General features: G+C 61.0%; 14 protein-coding genes and 1 riboswitch. Of the genes, 6 read left to right on the plus strand and 8 right to left on the minus strand.

Annotated features, from left to right (window positions below):
* Positions 1-170: 170 nt before the first annotated feature.
* Positions 171-1,544, plus strand: coding sequence for a class II 3-deoxy-7-phosphoheptulonate synthase (locus tag GA0061105_RS01295; protein ID WP_064691831.1), 1,374 nt, complete (start codon positions 171-173; stop codon positions 1,542-1,544).
* Between the two features lie 57 nt (positions 1,545-1,601).
* Here the strand turns inward: GA0061105_RS01295 and GA0061105_RS01300 are convergent, their stop codons facing one another.
* On the minus strand, positions 1,602-3,440 hold the full coding sequence (locus tag GA0061105_RS01300) for an ABC transporter ATP-binding protein (protein WP_092747510.1): 1,839 nt from the start codon (positions 3,438-3,440) through the stop codon (positions 1,602-1,604).
* A gap of 303 nt (positions 3,441-3,743) precedes the next feature.
* On the opposite strand from GA0061105_RS01300, the gene GA0061105_RS01305 reads away from it, so the two are divergent.
* Complete coding sequence (locus GA0061105_RS01305) at positions 3,744-4,142, plus strand: GFA family protein (RefSeq protein WP_092747512.1); 399 nt, start codon at positions 3,744-3,746, stop codon at positions 4,140-4,142.
* Positions 4,143-4,153: 11 nt separating this feature from the next.
* Here GA0061105_RS01305 and GA0061105_RS01310 read toward each other — a convergent pair whose 3' ends face one another.
* On the minus strand, positions 4,154-4,684 hold the full coding sequence (locus tag GA0061105_RS01310; protein WP_064691828.1) for a DUF1003 domain-containing protein: 531 nt from the start codon (positions 4,682-4,684) through the stop codon (positions 4,154-4,156).
* 177 nt (positions 4,685-4,861) lie between these two features.
* Between GA0061105_RS01310 and GA0061105_RS01315 the strand changes: the two genes are divergently transcribed.
* Both GA0061105_RS01315 and GA0061105_RS01320 read left to right on the plus strand, forming a co-directional pair.
* The gene (locus GA0061105_RS01315) at positions 4,862-6,541 is read left to right on the plus strand and encodes an NAD+ synthase (protein WP_092747514.1); all 1,680 of its coding nucleotides are present in this window, start codon (positions 4,862-4,864) and stop codon (positions 6,539-6,541) included.
* 56 nt (positions 6,542-6,597) lie between these two features.
* On the plus strand, positions 6,598-7,425 hold the full coding sequence (locus tag GA0061105_RS01320; RefSeq protein ID WP_092747516.1) for a TolB family protein: 828 nt from the start codon (positions 6,598-6,600) through the stop codon (positions 7,423-7,425).
* A 63-nt stretch (positions 7,426-7,488) separates the two neighbouring features.
* Here GA0061105_RS01320 and GA0061105_RS01325 read toward each other — a convergent pair whose 3' ends face one another.
* From GA0061105_RS01325 to GA0061105_RS01335, 3 genes are all read right to left on the minus strand, one after another.
* Complete coding sequence (locus GA0061105_RS01325) at positions 7,489-8,553, minus strand: 3-deoxy-7-phosphoheptulonate synthase (RefSeq protein WP_092747518.1); 1,065 nt, start codon at positions 8,551-8,553, stop codon at positions 7,489-7,491.
* Between the two features lie 313 nt (positions 8,554-8,866).
* The gene (locus GA0061105_RS01330) at positions 8,867-9,448 is read right to left on the minus strand and encodes a hypothetical protein (RefSeq protein WP_064691824.1); all 582 of its coding nucleotides are present in this window, start codon (positions 9,446-9,448) and stop codon (positions 8,867-8,869) included.
* A 58-nt stretch (positions 9,449-9,506) separates the two neighbouring features.
* The gene (locus tag GA0061105_RS01335; RefSeq protein ID WP_092747520.1) at positions 9,507-11,381 is read right to left on the minus strand and encodes a methyl-accepting chemotaxis protein; all 1,875 of its coding nucleotides are present in this window, start codon (positions 11,379-11,381) and stop codon (positions 9,507-9,509) included.
* A gap of 297 nt (positions 11,382-11,678) precedes the next feature.
* Positions 11,679-11,864: riboswitch (cobalamin riboswitch) on the plus strand.
* 42 nt (positions 11,865-11,906) lie between these two features.
* Here GA0061105_RS01335 and bluB point away from each other — a divergent pair.
* Positions 11,907-12,596, plus strand: coding sequence for a 5,6-dimethylbenzimidazole synthase (gene bluB, locus GA0061105_RS01340; protein WP_092748271.1), 690 nt, complete (start codon positions 11,907-11,909; stop codon positions 12,594-12,596).
* Between the two features lie 3 nt (positions 12,597-12,599).
* Here bluB and GA0061105_RS01345 read toward each other — a convergent pair whose 3' ends face one another.
* From GA0061105_RS01345 to GA0061105_RS01355, 3 genes are all read right to left on the minus strand, one after another.
* Entirely contained in the window at positions 12,600-13,691 is a 1,092-nt protein-coding gene (locus GA0061105_RS01345) for a DUF2865 domain-containing protein (RefSeq protein ID WP_092748273.1), read from the minus strand.
* A 264-nt stretch (positions 13,692-13,955) separates the two neighbouring features.
* A complete protein-coding gene (gene iolE, locus GA0061105_RS01350) occupies positions 13,956-14,864 on the minus strand; it encodes a myo-inosose-2 dehydratase (protein WP_064691820.1) in 909 nt (302 codons plus the stop codon).
* Positions 14,865-14,960: 96 nt separating this feature from the next.
* Positions 14,961-15,956 carry a LacI family DNA-binding transcriptional regulator gene (locus tag GA0061105_RS01355; RefSeq protein ID WP_092747522.1) on the minus strand — a complete coding sequence of 332 codons (996 nt, stop codon included), beginning with the start codon at positions 15,954-15,956 and terminating at the stop codon, positions 14,961-14,963.
* A 174-nt stretch (positions 15,957-16,130) separates the two neighbouring features.
* Here GA0061105_RS01355 and GA0061105_RS01360 point away from each other — a divergent pair, with 174 nt between their 5' ends.
* Positions 16,131-17,084: a sugar ABC transporter substrate-binding protein gene (locus GA0061105_RS01360; protein WP_092747524.1), complete on the plus strand. Its 954-nt coding sequence runs from the start codon at positions 16,131-16,133 to the stop codon at positions 17,082-17,084.
* The last annotated feature ends 97 nt before the right edge of the window (positions 17,085-17,181 follow it).

Below are 17,181 nucleotides of genomic sequence, written 5' to 3' on the forward strand. Positions count from 1 at the left end.
TATAGGGAAATCGACATGGTATATGCTGGTTTAACCGGTGAAGGCGGACAGTGGCGGCGTGAGGGTTAAGCTTCCGGCGATTGGCCTTTGCAAGCCTGATCTAAAAGTCTATAAGCCGCCGGATATCAAGACAGGGCATCCCAGGGACGGATGTGAATGAGGTGAGTGAGATGGCAGAGAATTGGACCCCGAGCAGCTGGCGGCAAAAACCCATCCTGCAGGTTCCCGAATATCCGGATGCGGCCGCCTTGGCGGCAACGGAGGCCACGCTCGCCAGCTACCCGCCGCTCGTCTTTGCCGGTGAAGCGCGCCGGCTGAAGAAGCATCTCGCCAATGTCGCGGAAGGCAACGGCTTCCTGCTGCAGGGCGGCGACTGCGCCGAGAGTTTCGCCGAACATGGCGCCGATAATATTCGCGACTTCTTCCGCTCCTTCCTGCAGATGGCCGTCGTTCTGACTTTTGGGGCGCAGCTGCCGGTCGTCAAGGTCGGCCGCATCGCCGGCCAGTTCGCCAAGCCGCGCTCCTCGAATGTCGAAAAGCAGGGCGAGGTGACATTGCCGGCCTATCGCGGCGATATCATCAACGGCATCGAGTTCACCGAAGAGTCGCGCATTCCCAACCCGGAACGCCAAGCCATGGCCTATCGTCAGTCGGCCGCGACGCTGAACCTTTTGCGCGCCTTCGCGATGGGCGGTTACGCCAACCTCGAAAACGTGCATCAGTGGATGCTCGGCTTCGTCAAGGACAGCCCGCAGGGCGAGCGTTACCGGAAGCTTGCCGACCGCATCAGCGAAACCATGGATTTCATGAAGGCGATCGGCATCACTTCGGAAAACCACCCGAGCCTGCGCGAGACCGATTTCTTCACCAGCCACGAGGCGCTGCTCCTCGGCTACGAGGAGGCGCTGACCCGGGTCGATTCCACCTCGGGCGACTGGTATGCGACATCAGGCCATATGATCTGGATCGGCGACCGTACGCGCCAGGCCGACCATGCGCATATCGAATATTGCCGCGGCATCAAGAACCCGATCGGCCTGAAATGCGGCCCGTCGCTGCAGGCCGATGATCTCCTGCAGCTGATCGACATCCTGAACCCCGGCAACGAAGCCGGGCGCCTGACGCTGATCTGCCGCTTCGGCCACGAAAAGGTCGCAGAAAACCTGCCGCGCCTCATTCGCGCCGTCGAGCGCGAAGGCCGCAAGGTCGTCTGGTCCTGCGACCCGATGCATGGCAACACGATTACGCTCAACAACTACAAGACCCGCCCCTTCGAGCGGATCCTGTCGGAGGTCGAAAGCTTCTTCCAGATCCATCGCGCCGAGGGCACGCATCCCGGCGGCATCCACGTCGAGATGACCGGCAAGGACGTGACGGAATGCACCGGCGGCGCCCGCGCCGTCACCGCCGACGATCTGCAGGACCGCTACCACACGCATTGCGACCCGCGCCTCAACTCCGATCAGGCGCTCGAACTCGCCTTCCTGCTTGCCGAGCGCATGAAGGGCGGCCGCGACGAGAAGCGCATGGTCGCCAATGGCTGAGGACAGCCCGAGACGGATGACGAAAAACCCGGCGTGACGCCGGGTTTTTTATTGCCTTCAGATACTGGCTTGGACGCTGTGCAGGTTGGCGTAGACCCCGTCCTGCGCCATGAGTTCGTCGTGGGTACCCTGTTCGACGATGCCGTCTGCCGTCAGAACCAGGATGCGATCGGCATGGCGGACGGTCGAGAGGCGGTGGGCGATGACGAGCGTGGTTCGGCCGTTCGCCAGGCTCAGCAGCGCCTGCTGTACTGCCCGTTCACTTTCGTTATCGAGTGCGCTGGTCGCCTCGTCGAAGATCAGGATCTCCGGATCCTTCAGGAAGGCGCGGGCGATGGTGATGCGCTGGCGCTGGCCGCCTGACAATTTGACACCGCGCTGGCCGATATCGGTGTCATAGCCATTGGGCAACGCCAAGATGAAGTCGTGCGCATTGGCCGCGCGCGCCGCCGCTTTGAGCTCGGCATCGGTCGCATCCGGCCTGCCGTAACGCAGATTTTCCGCCACGGTGCCGGCAAACAGGTAGACATCCTGCTGCACCACCCCGACATGGCGCCGCAGTGACGCCAGCGTCACGTCGCGAATATCGGTTCCGTCGATGCGGATTGCACCTGCCTCGACCTCGTAGAAACGCGGTATGAGCGCACAGAGCGTACTCTTGCCCACTCCCGAAGGGCCGACCAGCGCGACGAATTCTCCGGGGGCGATGGTGAGGGATAGCCGTTCCAGCACCTTGGGGCCATCGGCCTCGTAGCCGAAGCCGACGTCGGAAAAGCTGATCTCACCGCTTGGCGCCGGCATCGGACGGGCGTCCGGCCGATCGGTGATATCAGGATCGATCTCCAGGATTTCCATGGCTCTGATGAAACCGGTATAACCCTCCTGCCAGAGCCTCACGAAATTCGCGAGCCGCTGCACAGGATCAACCAAAACGCCGACGCAGAGCAAGAAGGTCAGCATGTCCGGGACGGTCAGGTCCGCTGCCAGGATGCGCAAGCCTCCTGCGACGATTACCAATATGGTGACAAGCTGGGCGAAGGTTTCCGTGCCGACGGAAAACCATGCCTCGCTGCGGTAGCCATCAGCGCGGCTTTGCAGGAAACGCTGGTTCTGCTCGGCGAAGCGCCGGCGTTCCAGTGCCTCGTTGGCGAAGGACTGGACGACACGGATTCCGGCAAGCGCATCCTCGACACGCTCGTTGACGGCCGCGATCTGCCGCTTGCTGGCTTCAAGCGCACGGTTCATGCGCCGGTTGAAATAGAGGGCATAGGCCACCGCCACCGGTGTCAGCAGCAGGATGAGGGTCGCCAACAGCGGGTCGATGAAGAACAAGACCAGCATAGCGCCGCCATATTTCAGAATTGCGATGGAGATATCCTCGGGGCCGTGGTGAAAGAGCTCGCCCAGCCAGAGGGAATCGTTGGTGATGCGGCTCATCAACTGCCCGGTGCGCTGGCGGTCGTAGAAGCTGAACGAGAGCTTCTGGCAATGCTCGAAGAGTTCCTGGCGCACCGTCGCTTCGATGCGGGCGCCCATCACGTGGCCGCGATAATCGACGAAGAAGATCGCCGCTATCTGGACAGCCAGAACGGCCAGCATCACACCGCCCATCGCAAGGATCTGAGCGAAGGCCTGCGGCGCGTCCGGGAGAGACAAAAGTCGGCTTGTGACGATGTTGGCGCAAAGCGGCAATGCCACCGCGGTGCCGGCGACGAGGATGGCGCAAAGCAGATCCGCCAGCAGCAGAGGCAGATGCGGGCGGTAGTACGAGAGGAATTTCCGCATACGCGACCAGCGCCGCTTGCGGTCGGCGTCGTGCAAACAGTCGCGGAAAAAATTCAGGAAGAGGTTACGACGGCGGGAGCTTTTCCTCGCGCGGGAGAACCGAATATTCATGAGGCAGAATGTCCTTGTGGGCGATGTTTCCTTTCTGTTTGGACAGGGTCGCTCTCATGTCAGTCTCCCAACGGTTGAATAAATCGAGGCTGTAGTATCACCGAGAACGGCCGCCGGTTCAACGCCATGCGAGAAGAGAACGGCGGTTGTTGTCGGCGGGCAACAGCGACGGCTCGCCAGCCACGCTTGCGCGGTGTGCATCCAAGCCTGCACCTTCAAGATTTCTGATCACTCGTTCAGGGGAATGGATTTGACGAGAAGGCCTTGTGGCCGCAAGTTCCTCCGGGATCGAGGAGAGAGATCATGGGCGAGCAACATACGGGCGGCTGTCTTTGCGGCGCTGTGCGATTTTCAATTCGGGCAAAGCCCGGACCTGTCGTCGGTTGCCACTGTTCCCAATGCCGCCGGCAGACGGGACTCTATTATGCCGCGGTCAATGTGCCGCGCACGGCGCTTTCGTTGGAAGACGACAAGGCGGTCCGTTGGTATCGCTCGAGCGGTGAGGCCCAACGCGGCTTCTGCCCGAATTGCGGTTCCGCGCTGTTTTGGCAGGGCGACGAATCGCCGGAGGTTTCGGTCCTGGCCGGAGCCTTCGACGAACCGACCGGTCTTGCCTTCAGCCATCACATCTACTGCGCCGACAAGGGCGATTTCTACGAGATGTCAGATGGCCTGCCGCAATATGACAAATATCCCGTCTAGGTTACCTTGCGTCAGGTCTTGTTGGCGAGCGCGGCGCTGAGGCGGGCTAGGTCTTCGCGCAGCGCCGTCAGTTCAGTGAGCACGCTCATGTCGATTTTCTGATGCAGCGAGAGCACCTCGAGTTCGGCTTTCAGATTGACCTCATAATCCTTGGCGGCCTCGAAGCGATCGCGTTCGGCTTGGCGGTTCTGCGACATCATGATGATCGGCGCCTGGATGGCGGCGAGCATCGAAAGGATCAGGTTCAGGAAGACGAAGGGATAAGGGTCGAAGGCGCCGCTCGCCAGGACGGCCGTATTGATCAGCGTCCAGGCGACGAGGAAAACCAGGAATGCGATGATGAACGACCAGGAGCCGCCGACGCGGGCGATGCCATCGGCGACACGCTCGCCGAAGGAAGCTTCGGCAGAGAAGGCGGCATTGACATCGGTCGAGATGATCTTGCGCTCGTGCGCTTTCTTCAACACGCGCTTTTCGATGATGCCGAGCTCATCGGCCGGCTTGTCGAAATGATGATGGAGGAAATTCGAAAGAGTATTCATGGCCGTGGTTTCCGATGTTGTCGGTTTGGCGCAGTATTCCGCTCCGCCGGTAAATTGCAATCTGTATCGATAGGCGCGGCGCTCTGGCGCACCCTTCACAAAAATTTCGTCACTGCCAGGTGGAGCTTTCGGAGCGAACATGTTGCCGTCGCCGAAGCTGCGAGCTAAATAAATGACATGACACAGGAAAACGCTCTCTCTGATATCTTCCGCATTGCCGTCGGTCAGCTCAACCCAACGGTTGGCGATGTCGCCGGCAATCTCGTCAAAGCTCGCGAGGCGCGCGCCGATGCGGCTCGGGAAGGCGCCCATCTGCTTATCCTGACCGAACTCTTCATCTCCGGCTATCCGCCGGAGGATCTGGTGCTGAAGCCGGCCTTCATCCGCGCGTGCTGGAAGGCGGTCGAAAGCCTGGCGGCTGATACCGCCGACGGCGGGCCGGGCGTCATTATCGGCTTTCCTCGGCAGGATGAGGCTGGACGGTACAATTCCGTCGCTGTGCTCGACGGCGGCAAGGTCATTGCGGTGCGCGACAAGGTCGACCTTCCGAATTACGGCGAGTTCGACGAGAAGCGCGTGTTCGATCAGGGCGCCATGCCGGGGCCGGTGAATTTCCGCGGCGTGAGGCTCGGCATCCCGATCTGCGAGGATATCTGGGGCGATCTCGGGGTCTGCGAGACGCTGGCCGAAAGCGGGGCCGAGATCCTGCTGTCGCCGAATGGTTCTCCCTATTATCGCGGTAAGGTCGATATCCGTCACCAGGTGGTGCTTAAGCAGGTGATCGAGACCGGTCTGCCGTTGATCTATGCCGCGCAGCTCGGCGGCCAGGACGAGCTCGTCTTCGACGGGGCTAGTTTCGCCTTCAATGCCGATAAGTCGCTTGCTTTCCAGATGAGCGAGTTCGAGACGGCGCTTGCGGTGACGACGTGGAAGCGCGGCGAAAGCGGCTGGCACTGCGCCGAGGGGCCGATGGCGCGTATCCCCGAGGGCGAGGAGGCCGACTACCGCGCCTGTCTGCTCGGCTTTCGCGATTACGTCAACAAGAACGGCTTCAAGACCGTCGTGCTTGGCCTTTCCGGCGGCATCGATTCGGCGATCTGCGCGGCCATCGCCGTCGATGCACTCGGTGAGGAGCGGGTGCGCACCGTCATGCTGCCTTACCGTTATACGTCCGAGGATTCGCTGAAGGACGCGGCCGATTGCGCGCAGGCGCTCGGCTGCCGCTATGATATCGTGCCGATCGAAGAGCCGGTGACGGGCTTCAGCAGCGCGCTTTCCGGTCTCTTCGAAGGCACGGAGAGCGGCATCACTGAGGAGAACCTGCAGAGCCGGGCGCGCGGCGTTATCCTGATGGCGATCTCCAACAAGTTCGGCGCGATGGTGGTGACGACGGGCAACAAGTCGGAAATGTCGGTCGGCTACGCCACGCTCTATGGTGACATGAACGGCGGCTTCAACCCGATCAAGGACCTCTACAAGATGCAGGTCTATGCGCTGGCCCGCTGGCGCAACGAAAACGTGCCGCCGAGTGCGCTCGGGCCGTCGGGCGAGGTGATCCCGCGGAATATCATCGACAAGGCGCCGTCGGCGGAGTTGCGCCCCGACCAGAAAGACCAGGATTCGCTGCCGCCCTATCCCGTTCTCGACGATATTCTCGAATGCCTGGTGGAAAAGGAGATGGCGGTCGAGGAGATCGTTGGACGCGGCCATGACGTCGCCACCGTTCATCGTGTCGAACACCTGCTCTATCTCGCCGAATACAAGCGCCGGCAATCGGCGCCGGGGGTGAAGATCACCAAGAAGAATTTCGGGCGCGACCGGCGCTATCCGATCACCAACCGGTTCCGGGATCGCTGACGCAATCGGGACGCTGGCGCGATCGGAATTGCTGACAGCATCTAAAAGGAGGAAGCATGCGCAGCTCCGTCGAGATCTACAATGTCAGGACGGGGAGGGCCCGCGAAGTCTGGCAGACGGACAGGCTGGTGGAGGCGCCGAACTTCTCGCGCGATGGTTCCTACCTGCTGCTCAACGGCGACGGGCTGCTCTACCGGCTGCCGCTAAATGGCGGTGAGGTGGTCACCGTCGATACCGGCTTTGCCGTCAACTGCAACAATGATCATGGAATTTCACCCGACGGCACCGAGATCGTCATCTCCGACAAGACCGAGTTCGGCAAATCGGCGATCTATGTGCTGCCGATCGCCGGCGGCACGCCGCGGCTCGTCACCCAGAACCAACCATCCTATTGGCACGGCTGGTCCCCCGACGGGCGCCAGCTGGCCTATTGCGGCATCCGCGACGACCTCTTTGATATCTACACCATCTCCGTCGACGGCGGCGTCGAGACGCGGCTGACGCATGGTGAAGGCCGCAACGACGGGCCGGATTATTCCGCCGACGGGCAATGGATCTATTTCAATTCCAGCCGCACCGGGCTGATGCAGATCTGGCGTATCCACCCCGACGGCACGGGCCTTGAGCAGGTGACGTCGGACAACCAGGGCAACTGGTTCGCCCATCCGTCGCCGGGAAACGACAAAGTGCTGATCCTGTCCTATGACCCCTCGGTTTTCGACCACCCGCGTGATCTCGACGTGCGGCTGCGGCTGATGGATATGGACGGCGGTAACTTGAAGACGCTGTTCGAACTTTTCGGCGGGCAGGGCACGATCAACGTGCCCTGCTGGTCTCCTGACGGCGAAGAATTCGCCTATGTGCGCTATTTTCCGGCGGCCTAGAGCATGTCGCGCAAAAGTGTGCAGCGGTTTTGCGATAAGCTAATCTAAAAGATCGCGACCCGCTTACGCGGCCTCTTTCCTGCGCCTCGCAATAGCTGCTTTCGCCAAGTCTTCCAGCGCTGTCACCGACATGTCCCAGTCGATGCAGCCATCCGTGATGGACTGCCCGTAGACCAGCGGCTTGCCGGGAACGAGATCCTGGCGGCCGGCGACGAGATTGCTTTCGATCATCATGCCCTTGATATGGCGGTTTCCGCCGGCAAGCTGGGAGGCTACGGATTTGACGACGCGCGGCTGGTTCATCGGATCCTTGCCGCTATTGGCGTGGCTGGCGTCGATCAGGATGCGGGGGGCCAGGCCGAGCTTGACGGTTTCGCCGGCAACGGCCGCGATGTCGGCCGCTTCATAGTTCGGCTGTTTTCCGCCGCGCAGAATGACATGGCAGTCCTCGTTGCCGGTGGTTGAGGCAATAGCGGCCTGCCCGTCCTTGGTAACGGCCGGGAAATGGTGTGGCTGTGATGCTGCGAGAATGGCGTCGAGTGCGACGCGCGCACTACCATCAGTGCCGTTCTTGAAGCCGATCGGGCAGGAGAGACCAGAGGCAAGCTGGCGATGGATCTGGCTTTCGGTCGTACGCGCGCCGATCGCGCCCCAGCTGACCAGGTCGGCAATGTATTGCGGCGTGATGGTATCGAGGAATTCGACGCCGGCCGGAAGCTCCATGGCATTGATGTCGAGCAGCAGGCGTCTGGCAATCCTCAACCCTTCCTCGATGCGGTAGCTGCCGTCGAGATGCGGATCGTTGATCAGGCCCTTCCAGCCGACAGTCGTGCGTGGCTTTTCGAAATAGACGCGCATCACGATCTCAAGATCCTCGGCGAAGCGCCGTCGCTGCGCTTCCAGCCTTGTCGCATATTCCCTGGCGGCAACGGGATCGTGGATGGAGCAGGGGCCGATGACGACGACGAGGCGATCATCGTTGCCGTGAAGAATTTCATGGATCGCATCACGGTTGCTGGTCACGGTTTCGGTGACGACAGCGCCTGGGGGGATTTCCGCAATGATATCGGCGGGTTTGGTCAGTGGCGTGATCTCGCGGATTCGCAGATCATCGATGGCATCGGACACGGCATGGCTCCTGTTTGGTCATACCGTGCGGAACAAAAAGCCGCCAGGTAGACTAGCGGCTGTTCGGGTTGTCGTCGCGTCGAATTCAGTTACGCACGGACCCGCATCCGCTGGGAGCAGCGGTACGAATAAAATCGCGAGGCGTAGATTGAAGTCGTCGACATCACGCGTATGTAGCGTCGCGGCCGCCGATTGTCACGCAGAATTTGCGACCCAGGTCACTCGTTCGGAGGAGCAGCTTCCTTCTTCAGGAGGCTCAAAGCGTATCGCCCAGAAGCGTCCGCTTCCGGGCAATACGGCTGCAAATCCGAAATCAGAGGGCGTCGACGTTGACGCCGACAGTGACGGCGCCGATCGGCGTTCCCGTTTCGTCTGAAATCGTGATGCTCGCCTGCGACTGCAGTGTCTGGGTCGATTCGTCCTTTTCGATCTCATCGACGAAGATGGCATCCTTGCCGGCGCCGAAGGACTTCTGGAATTTCGCCTCATCGCCCTGCCAGTAGTCGGAGGTGACGTCGCTTTGACCGACGTTTAGGCCCTTTGCGTCCATGACAAAGATCTCAGTGATCTTGCCACCCGACGCTTCCTTCTTCGACTGAAGGAACTTCGACAGCGCATTGCCAAGCACGCCATTGATCATCGTGTGGTCGGAGCCGTCGACCTCGGCGCGCCACTTCTTGTCGAGGGCGTCGATGTCGGCTTCGTTCAGATTGGCGTTCGCAGTATCCTGCGCCTTAAGGGCATCGATAATCGCGGGATCGTTCAGCCAGGGCTTCACGTCGCTCTTCACATAGTCGGCGATCGGGGCGAGCTTGGCATCCTCAGCCATCGCCACGCCCATCGGCGCGGCGAATGCGGCAGAGGCGAAAAGCAATGCGGTCACAACTCTCTTCATAACTGTTCCCTTCCTGTGATCAGTTGCTGAGAAATAAGGCGTATCGGGTGGGGCGACGTCAGAACTCCTCCCAGGCTCCGGGAGAAGCGGCAACGGCTGCATTTCCTGAAAGCCGCGGCACGACGGCTCTGGTTTCCGGACGAGATTGATGGGCCATCGGCTGGACCGGCCTGGATTGGCTTGCCACCGACGCGACGACGAACCGGCCGGCGGAATCCTGCAACTGGCGTCCCTGCGACAGCAGTTCCTGGCAGGCTGCGTTCGTTTCTTCGACCATCGCCGCGTTCTGCTGCGTCGCATGATCCATCTGGTTGATAGCCCCATTGATCTCCTGCAGTCCGGTCGCCTGTTCGCGATAGGACTGAACGAGGGACGCAATACTGTCGCTGATGCGATTGATCTGTTCCTCGATCTTCAGGAGGGCATCGCCGGTCTCGTTCACCAGCCCGACGCCTGCGGCGACCTCCTGGCCGGAAACGTTGATCAGGTTCTTGATCTCCTTTGCCGCATTTGCCGAACGCTGGGCGAGCTCTCGAACCTCCTGTGCGACAACCGCAAAACCCTTGCCGGCCTCGCCGGCGCGTGCGGCCTCGACGCCGGCATTCAACGCCAGCAGGTTCGTCTGGAATGCGATTTCGTCGATGACGCCAATGATGCGGCCGATCTGGCTGGAGGAGGTTTGGATCCGATCCATCGCGCCGATCGCGTCGCGTACCACGGTGGCGGAGAGGTAAGCACTGCGCTTGGTTTCCTCGACCAACTGTCCGGCATTTTCAGCCCGCTGCGACGATGTTTTGACTGTCGTGGTTACTTCATCCAGTGCCGCAGCTGTCTGCTCCAGCGCTGCCGCCTGCTGTTCGGTCCGTTTGGCGAGTTGATCAGCGGAGGAGGCCAGCTCGCTCGATCCGCCCTCAACCGCGACGGAAGCGATCTTTATCTCTGTCAGTGCGGCGGCGACGGCCTGGACCATGTTGTTGAAGTCCTGCCGCAACTTATCGAATTCAGGACCGAGATCGGCAAGCTGAATCGAGAAGTCGCCGGCGGCAAGCTTTTCCAATGCGTTCGCAAGGGTCGTCATCACCAGCCGCTGCCTGTTGCCGGCTTCTTCCGTCAACAATGCGTTGCGGGTCCGTTCAGCGTCGAACGAGGCGGTCTGCTCGGCAGCGACCTGCTCTCTTTCGACCTTTGCGATCGCCTCGTGACGGAAGACTTCCAGCGCACGCGCCAGAAAGCCGATTTCGTCGCCGTTTTCCCTGTAAGCGACGGGGGAGGCGAGGTCGCCATTCTGCAGCGCGCCAATTCGTTTGCTGAGGATCCTGAGCGGCCGACCAACGAGGTTGCGCATGGCGAGAAGGAAGGCGGTCACGGCGAGGGCGGTGATGACGGACTGGGTGAGCAGTGAAACGAGAACCTTCTGGCGGACTTCAGAAGCGATTTTTTCGACAGACCAGTTCGTAACGATGTAGCCGGTCGTCTTGCCTGACTTGTCCAGCGGCAGCGGCGCGATGATCGTGACCAAACCGGCGGACATTCCGCCGTCATCGACTGTCGTTTTGTCGGGTTTCGCGCTGAGGCGCGTCGCCAGGTCGGCCGGTGTTGGCAAACCGGAAATGCCGTCGCGTGTCCAGGTGTCGACGGCGGCAGGCTCCGCGTTGAAGGCGGCAAACTGGACGAGATCGAGCGAGGGGTCGTCACGGTACAGCGAATAGGCTTCGCGAACGGCGTTCGCCTTGCCCCATTTGACACCGCCAGCCGCCAGAGATGCAAACTGTTCCGCATCCTTGGACCAGTTCGCCTTGGCGCTGTCGATCAGCGCCCGCGTTTCGTACATCCACGTATAGGTGGCCAAGGCGGAAATGCCGCAGAGATTGACGGCGACGATTATCGCCGCCAGCTTGGCTGTCAGGGGCATCGTTTTCAAGAATTGGAACATCCGCGGAGCCTGGAATTGCGGCTCGGTCGACTATCTTTGCGACCGGCATATCAGCACGGCATCGACGCCGACGGTCACATCATGAGCGCTCATGCCCATGTCGGAGTTGCGACCCAAAACGCGCAAACGAAGTGTGTATTCGATGTATGAAGAAATCATAAAGTAGAAGAGGATGAGTGGGCACGCACAGGCTGTTTCCTCCCGCGGCTTCAGATTGCGGAGGGAGGCTACGTCCGCCGGACGATCAGCGGTGTTCAAGGCTCGCTCTGGCTGCACTTGCCGCGGCGCCGGTTTCCTGGAATAGATGCGCCGTCAGGTGCTCGCCCTCCAGGCGGGAGAATCGGGAATCCGGTGCAAGACCGGAACGTGCCCAACGCTGTAAGGCCGACATCTGCCGCTTCATCGTGCCACTGGCTTTGCCGGGAAGGCCGCGGCAGATGGATGAAGCCAAGTCAGAAGACCGGCCTGGCGAGATAGACCCAACCCGCGCGGACGGCGGGCGGTTGCGTTGTTGGGGATATGACGATGCGACCCTTTGATGTGGATGCCCTTTCGGCGGCATCCGGTTTTTCGTTGGCCGAGCGCGAAGCCGTGTATCACGCGATCATGACGCGGCGTGACGTGCGCAGCCAGTTCCTGCCCGATCCCTTGCCCGACGATGTCGTGGCGCGGCTTCTGACCGCCGCGCATCATGCACCGTCGGTCGGCTTCATGCAGCCGTGGAATTTCATCCTGGTGAAAAGCGACGCCGTGCGGGCGCGCGTAAGGGATGCATTCGCGAAGGCGAATGAGGAGGCGGCACTGATGTTTGAAGGCGAGCGGCGGCAGGCGTACCGCTCCCTCAAGCTCGAAGGCATCGTCGAGGCGCCGCTCGGCATATGCATCACCTGCGATCCCACCCGCGGCGGCAGCGTGGTTCTGGGGCGGACGCATAATCCGCGGATGGACTCCTATTCGACCGTTTGCGCCATCCAGAATCTCTGGCTTGCGGCCCGGGCCGAAGGGGTCGGCATCGGCTGGGTCAGCATCTTTCATGAAGGCGACATGAAAAACATTCTCGGCATCCCCGAGCATATCGAGGTGGTCGCCTGGCTTTGCGCGGGCTTTGTCGACCGGCTCTATGACGAACCGGAACTTTCGGTCAAGGGCTGGCGTCAGCGGCTGCCGCTCGACGAACTGGTTTTCCACGATGGCTGGGGACGCAGCGATCCGTAGCAATTATTGCTGTAGTGGTTGTGGGCCCGGTGTTGCCGGATTGGCAAGATCGATCGAGCCCTGGTCGCCGGCAAGAAATTGCGGGCCAACCTGACGGACCTTTTTCTGCGTGGGGTCGTAGGGACGCTCGGGAACGGATGGCTGCGGCGGGGCTGCTGCTGCAGTATCTTTCGCCGGCGGGTTGGTGCGGACCGTTGTGATCGAACCCTGCTGCGGCGGCTCGCTCGGGCCATGCTTGCCACGCATCTCGTCGTAATAGGCGGTGAGATTGCAGGCGCAGGAGTTTTTCTCGCCGGGCGCGCGGTTCTTGTAGGCAAAGGCGTTCGTCATCGCGCTGTACGGCGCGCCTGTTGCGACCGAGATCATATGCGAGGCGTCGGTGCTGGTCACTTCGCGATAGTAGAGTTCAGTCTCGATGCCAGGGCACATCTTGGCGCAAGTCTGGGCATCGCGGTCAAAGTCGACCGAGGTCGTGTTCGAGCTGATCGGGAAGAAGCCGCCGTCGCAACTGCGCACGCAGATGGTGCTGACCGGCGAAAACATTTCGGTCCTCGGCAGGTCATGAAGCGGATCGGCCTCTTCACCACCGAGCGGGATGAAGGTGTCGGTACGCATCGCCTGCTCCTCGACGCTTGGGGCGAGGTCGTTGGCGCTGCGCTCTGTCGGCGCATAGAAATTTTCGCTGTTGCAGCCATTGCGTTCGAGTGCCGCCGTCAATTCCCGACGCGCGTCGTCATCGCCGGCCTGGCTGCGCAGCTCGTTGCGGCGGTCCTGGAGATAACGGATATTGTCGATCATCCGGGCTTCGGCGTCAGAGAGCTCGGCGCAAAAATCGGCATTCTCACCGCCAATCACCACCATGCTGCCCGAGGTGCAGCCGTAGCTGCGCAGATCGTTGCGGACCTTGCGCAGCTCGAGGTTCTGCTCGGCGATCGCACTGGCATATTGGCGCGTTTCCGGACCGTTGCCGTTGCCGATTGACCGCGGCAGATCGGCAAGACGGCCGCGCAGGTCGTTGCAGACGGCGCTGGACTGCGCGGCGGCAGGTACTGCCAACGCAAGAAGAAATGCAAGAGACAGGTTTCGGCGTTTCACGACTCGTCCCGGAATAAGCAAACGGTGGGGTTGCGACGTCAATCCTCACGCGTTTCCCATAGCCTATTTCTCTTAATAAGCTCAGAGAATTTCTTAGCGTATTTTCGCGATCTTATCCAGCAGAGCGCTTGCCACTCGTCCGCGAAGGAGTTTTCCGGAAGCTTTGTCTTTGCAAGCCGATACGCCAGTGTCGGATGGCTCGCGCCCCAAAAACCTGAGGCGGCTTCCTTCCTCTCTAGGCAATATCGATGAAAGCGGATGCGGTCATTGGCCGAAGATTGTGCCAAGATAATTGAAGGCACGCAGCACCGCTGCCTTGGGAGGCGCGACTGCCGGGTCCTGTTCTGCCTCGACGACGAGCCAACCGCGATAGCTGCTTTCTCTGACGAAGTCTGCAACCGGGCGGAAATTGACGATACCGTCGCCCGGGACCGTGAACATGCCGGCGCGAACTCCAGCATTGAAGCTGAGATCGCCGCGGCGGACGGATTCGAGCACCGGGCCGCGGACATCCTTCAGATGAATATGGGCGATGCGGTCTCCGAAACGATCGACGAGGCGGGCATAGTCGAAGTCGCCGGCGGCGGCATGTCCGGTGTCGAGAAGCAAACCGGTCTCGACGCCGGTTCGGTCGAACAGTTGCGAGATCTCGTCGAAGGTTTCGGCAACCATCATCAGATGGTGATGATAGGCAAGCCGGAGTCCATACTCGCTTTGAAGACGCTTGGCGAACTCCGTCAGGCGCAAGGCATATCCGGAAACATCTTCCTTGGGCATGATCATGCGTTGCGACATGGGCGCGTCGAGCGGCGATCCCGGCGTCATCATCGCGACCTCTCCATAGACCATGACCTCGCAGCCCATGGTGCGCAGCAGTTCGGCATGTGGTGCGACGGCTGTCATTTCCTCGTCGACGCCGCGTTCGGCCAGTTGTCCCGAATGCCAGCCCGACGCGAGGGAAAGTCGATATCTTTCCAGGAGAGGACGCAGGGTCGCAACGTCCCGGGGAAATTTTCGCCCAAGTTCGACGCCGTGATAGCATGCGTCCGCGGCATCGCCCAGGCACGTCTCAAGGGAGATGTCGGCGCCAAGGTCTTCAAGGACATCGTTCGTCCAGGAGAGCGGGCTGACCGCAAGCCGAACGCCGGCGGGCAGGAATTCGATGCTTTTCATATTTCCTCCATGTGAGATGACGGGCGCGGCGCAACGCTGCGTGCGCAGTCGCAAATTTGGCTGGATTTGGCGATCGGGCGGCGTTGAGAAGCAGGCTCATGTCGAGCTGCGCATGACGAGCTTGCCGGGCAGCGTGACGGTCTCCGCATCGACGCGTCCCGTGATCATCCCGACGATCACTTCGACCATTTCGTGCCGCGGCTGCTCGTATGTGGTGAGGCCATAGGCGGAGGATCCGCCGAGTTCGTAGTTGTCGAAGCCGACGATTGCCATGTCTTCCGGCACTCTCAGGCCGTACTTCCCTCGCATTTCATCGATTGCCCCAATCGCAAGAATGTCGTTCTCGCACATGAGGACATCGACGCGATCGGTTGCGTTCGTGGTGTTCAAATAGCGGCGAACCGCCTCTGCTCCCGCCTGTGCGCTGTACTTCTCCGCCGACAGCACTGCGACGTCGTGGACACCTTTTTTTCCCCAGAACTCGACGAAATGTTGGCGGCGTCGGAGCGCGGTCGAAAGCACGGTTGCCCCGGTCATGAATCCTGGTCGCCGATAGCCGCGTTCATGGAGGTGATCCACGATGTCCTTGAGCGCCAGCTCGGCATCGCAAACCACGGCCGGAACGCCATCGATCTGACTGTCGCGCGCCAGAACGAACATGGGCGGCATGCCGCGTCCGAGCTGATGATCCGTTAACGTTTCGTCGCGGAAGGCTGTCCCGAACAGGACGATGGCATCGACCTGTCGTTGGTCGGCATGGAGCAGGGCATGAACATGGTCGAAATGATTGTTGATGTTGATGAGCATGACGACCAATCCGGCGGCCTGCAGCCGCTCGGTGAGCGTCTCCAGAAATGGCAGCTTTTGGGGATTGGCAAAGTCGTCGACGAAGACGGCAACCTGGTGCGTCGCATTCGTGGCGAGACTGCGGGCGAGAAGGTTCGGCGTGTAATTGAGCGATGCCGCTGTTTCCAGCACTTTGCGTTTGCTTTCCTCCGTTATGGATGCGCCGGGTGTGAAGGCCCTGATAACAGTCCATTTCGACACTCCGGCTGCTTCCGCCACCTGCTTTGCAGTCGCCCGCTTGCGCATTACGCCTCCCGACGAGAATGGAACATATATTCCATTTTCCGATTCTGATGAAATGACTGCTTGATTTTAGTTCATCTCCGCATATGATGCACCTGTTTGCACCCGGTAGCAAGCAATTTGCACCCGGTAGCAATCGTACAGCCGCCAATGTATGGGCGGTGGGAGGAGGACAACATGAAGACTATTCTGAAGAAGCTCGCCTGTGGCGTCGTCGCGGTCGGGATCGCTGCCTCGTGGTCCGTGGGGGTGAAAGCACAGGAGCAGCCGAGCATCATCGCCGTTACGCACGGCCAGGCGTCTGATCCGTTCTGGTCGATTGTCAAGAACGGCATGATGCAGGCGGCCAAGGACAGCAATCTGAAGGTCGACTACCGCGCGCCGGAGACCTTCGACATGGTGGCGATGGCACAGCTCATCGAGGCCGCCGTCAACCAGAACCCCGCCGGTATCGTTGTCTCCAATCCCGATCCGGATGCTCTTGGCCCGGCAATCGAGAAGGCGGTCGCCGCCGGCATTCCCGTCATCTCGATGAACTCCGGCATCTCCGCTGCCGAAAAACTCGGCATCAAGCTGCATGTCGGCCAGGATGAGCAGCCGGCGGGCATCAAAGTCGGAGCGAAGCTGAAATCGCTCGGCCTCAAGCACGTCCTTTGCGTCAACCAGGAAGTCGGCAATGCAGCGCTCGATCAGCGCTGCGCCGGCACGGAGAAGGGATTCGAAGGCGGAAAGGTGACGGTTCTCCCGACTACGGCGGATCCCGCCGAGATCGAATCCAAGGTTCAGGCGGCACTGACCTCCGATCCGTCGATCGATCTCGTGCTCGGGCTCTCCGCTCCGCTGGTGGGTGAGCGTGCCGTTGCCGTCGTCGAAAAGATGGGCGCCGCCGACAAGGTGAAGGTCGCGTCATACGACCTTTCGGCGGGCTTCCTCAAGGCTGTCGCCGACGGCAAGGCCTTGTTTGCGGTCGATCAGCAACCCTACTTGCAGGGTTACCTACCAGTGACATTCCTCGCACTCAACGCCCGCTACGGGACGATGCCGGCAGGGAACGTCGCCTCCGGCCCGAGCTTCGTCGAAAAGGACACAGCCGCGCAGGTCATCGAAAAATCCTCCCAGGGCATCCGCTGAGCGGACGCCAAGGCAGTCCCCGTGAGCTGGGGGCTGCCACCATCATTGCGAGCGGCGCAGGCATGACGACATCGTTCGCCCTGTGACCCGCCCGTAC

The sequence above is a fragment of the Rhizobium aethiopicum genome (assembly GCF_900094625.1).
Taxonomy (GTDB): Bacteria; Pseudomonadota; Alphaproteobacteria; order Rhizobiales; family Rhizobiaceae; genus Rhizobium; species Rhizobium aethiopicum.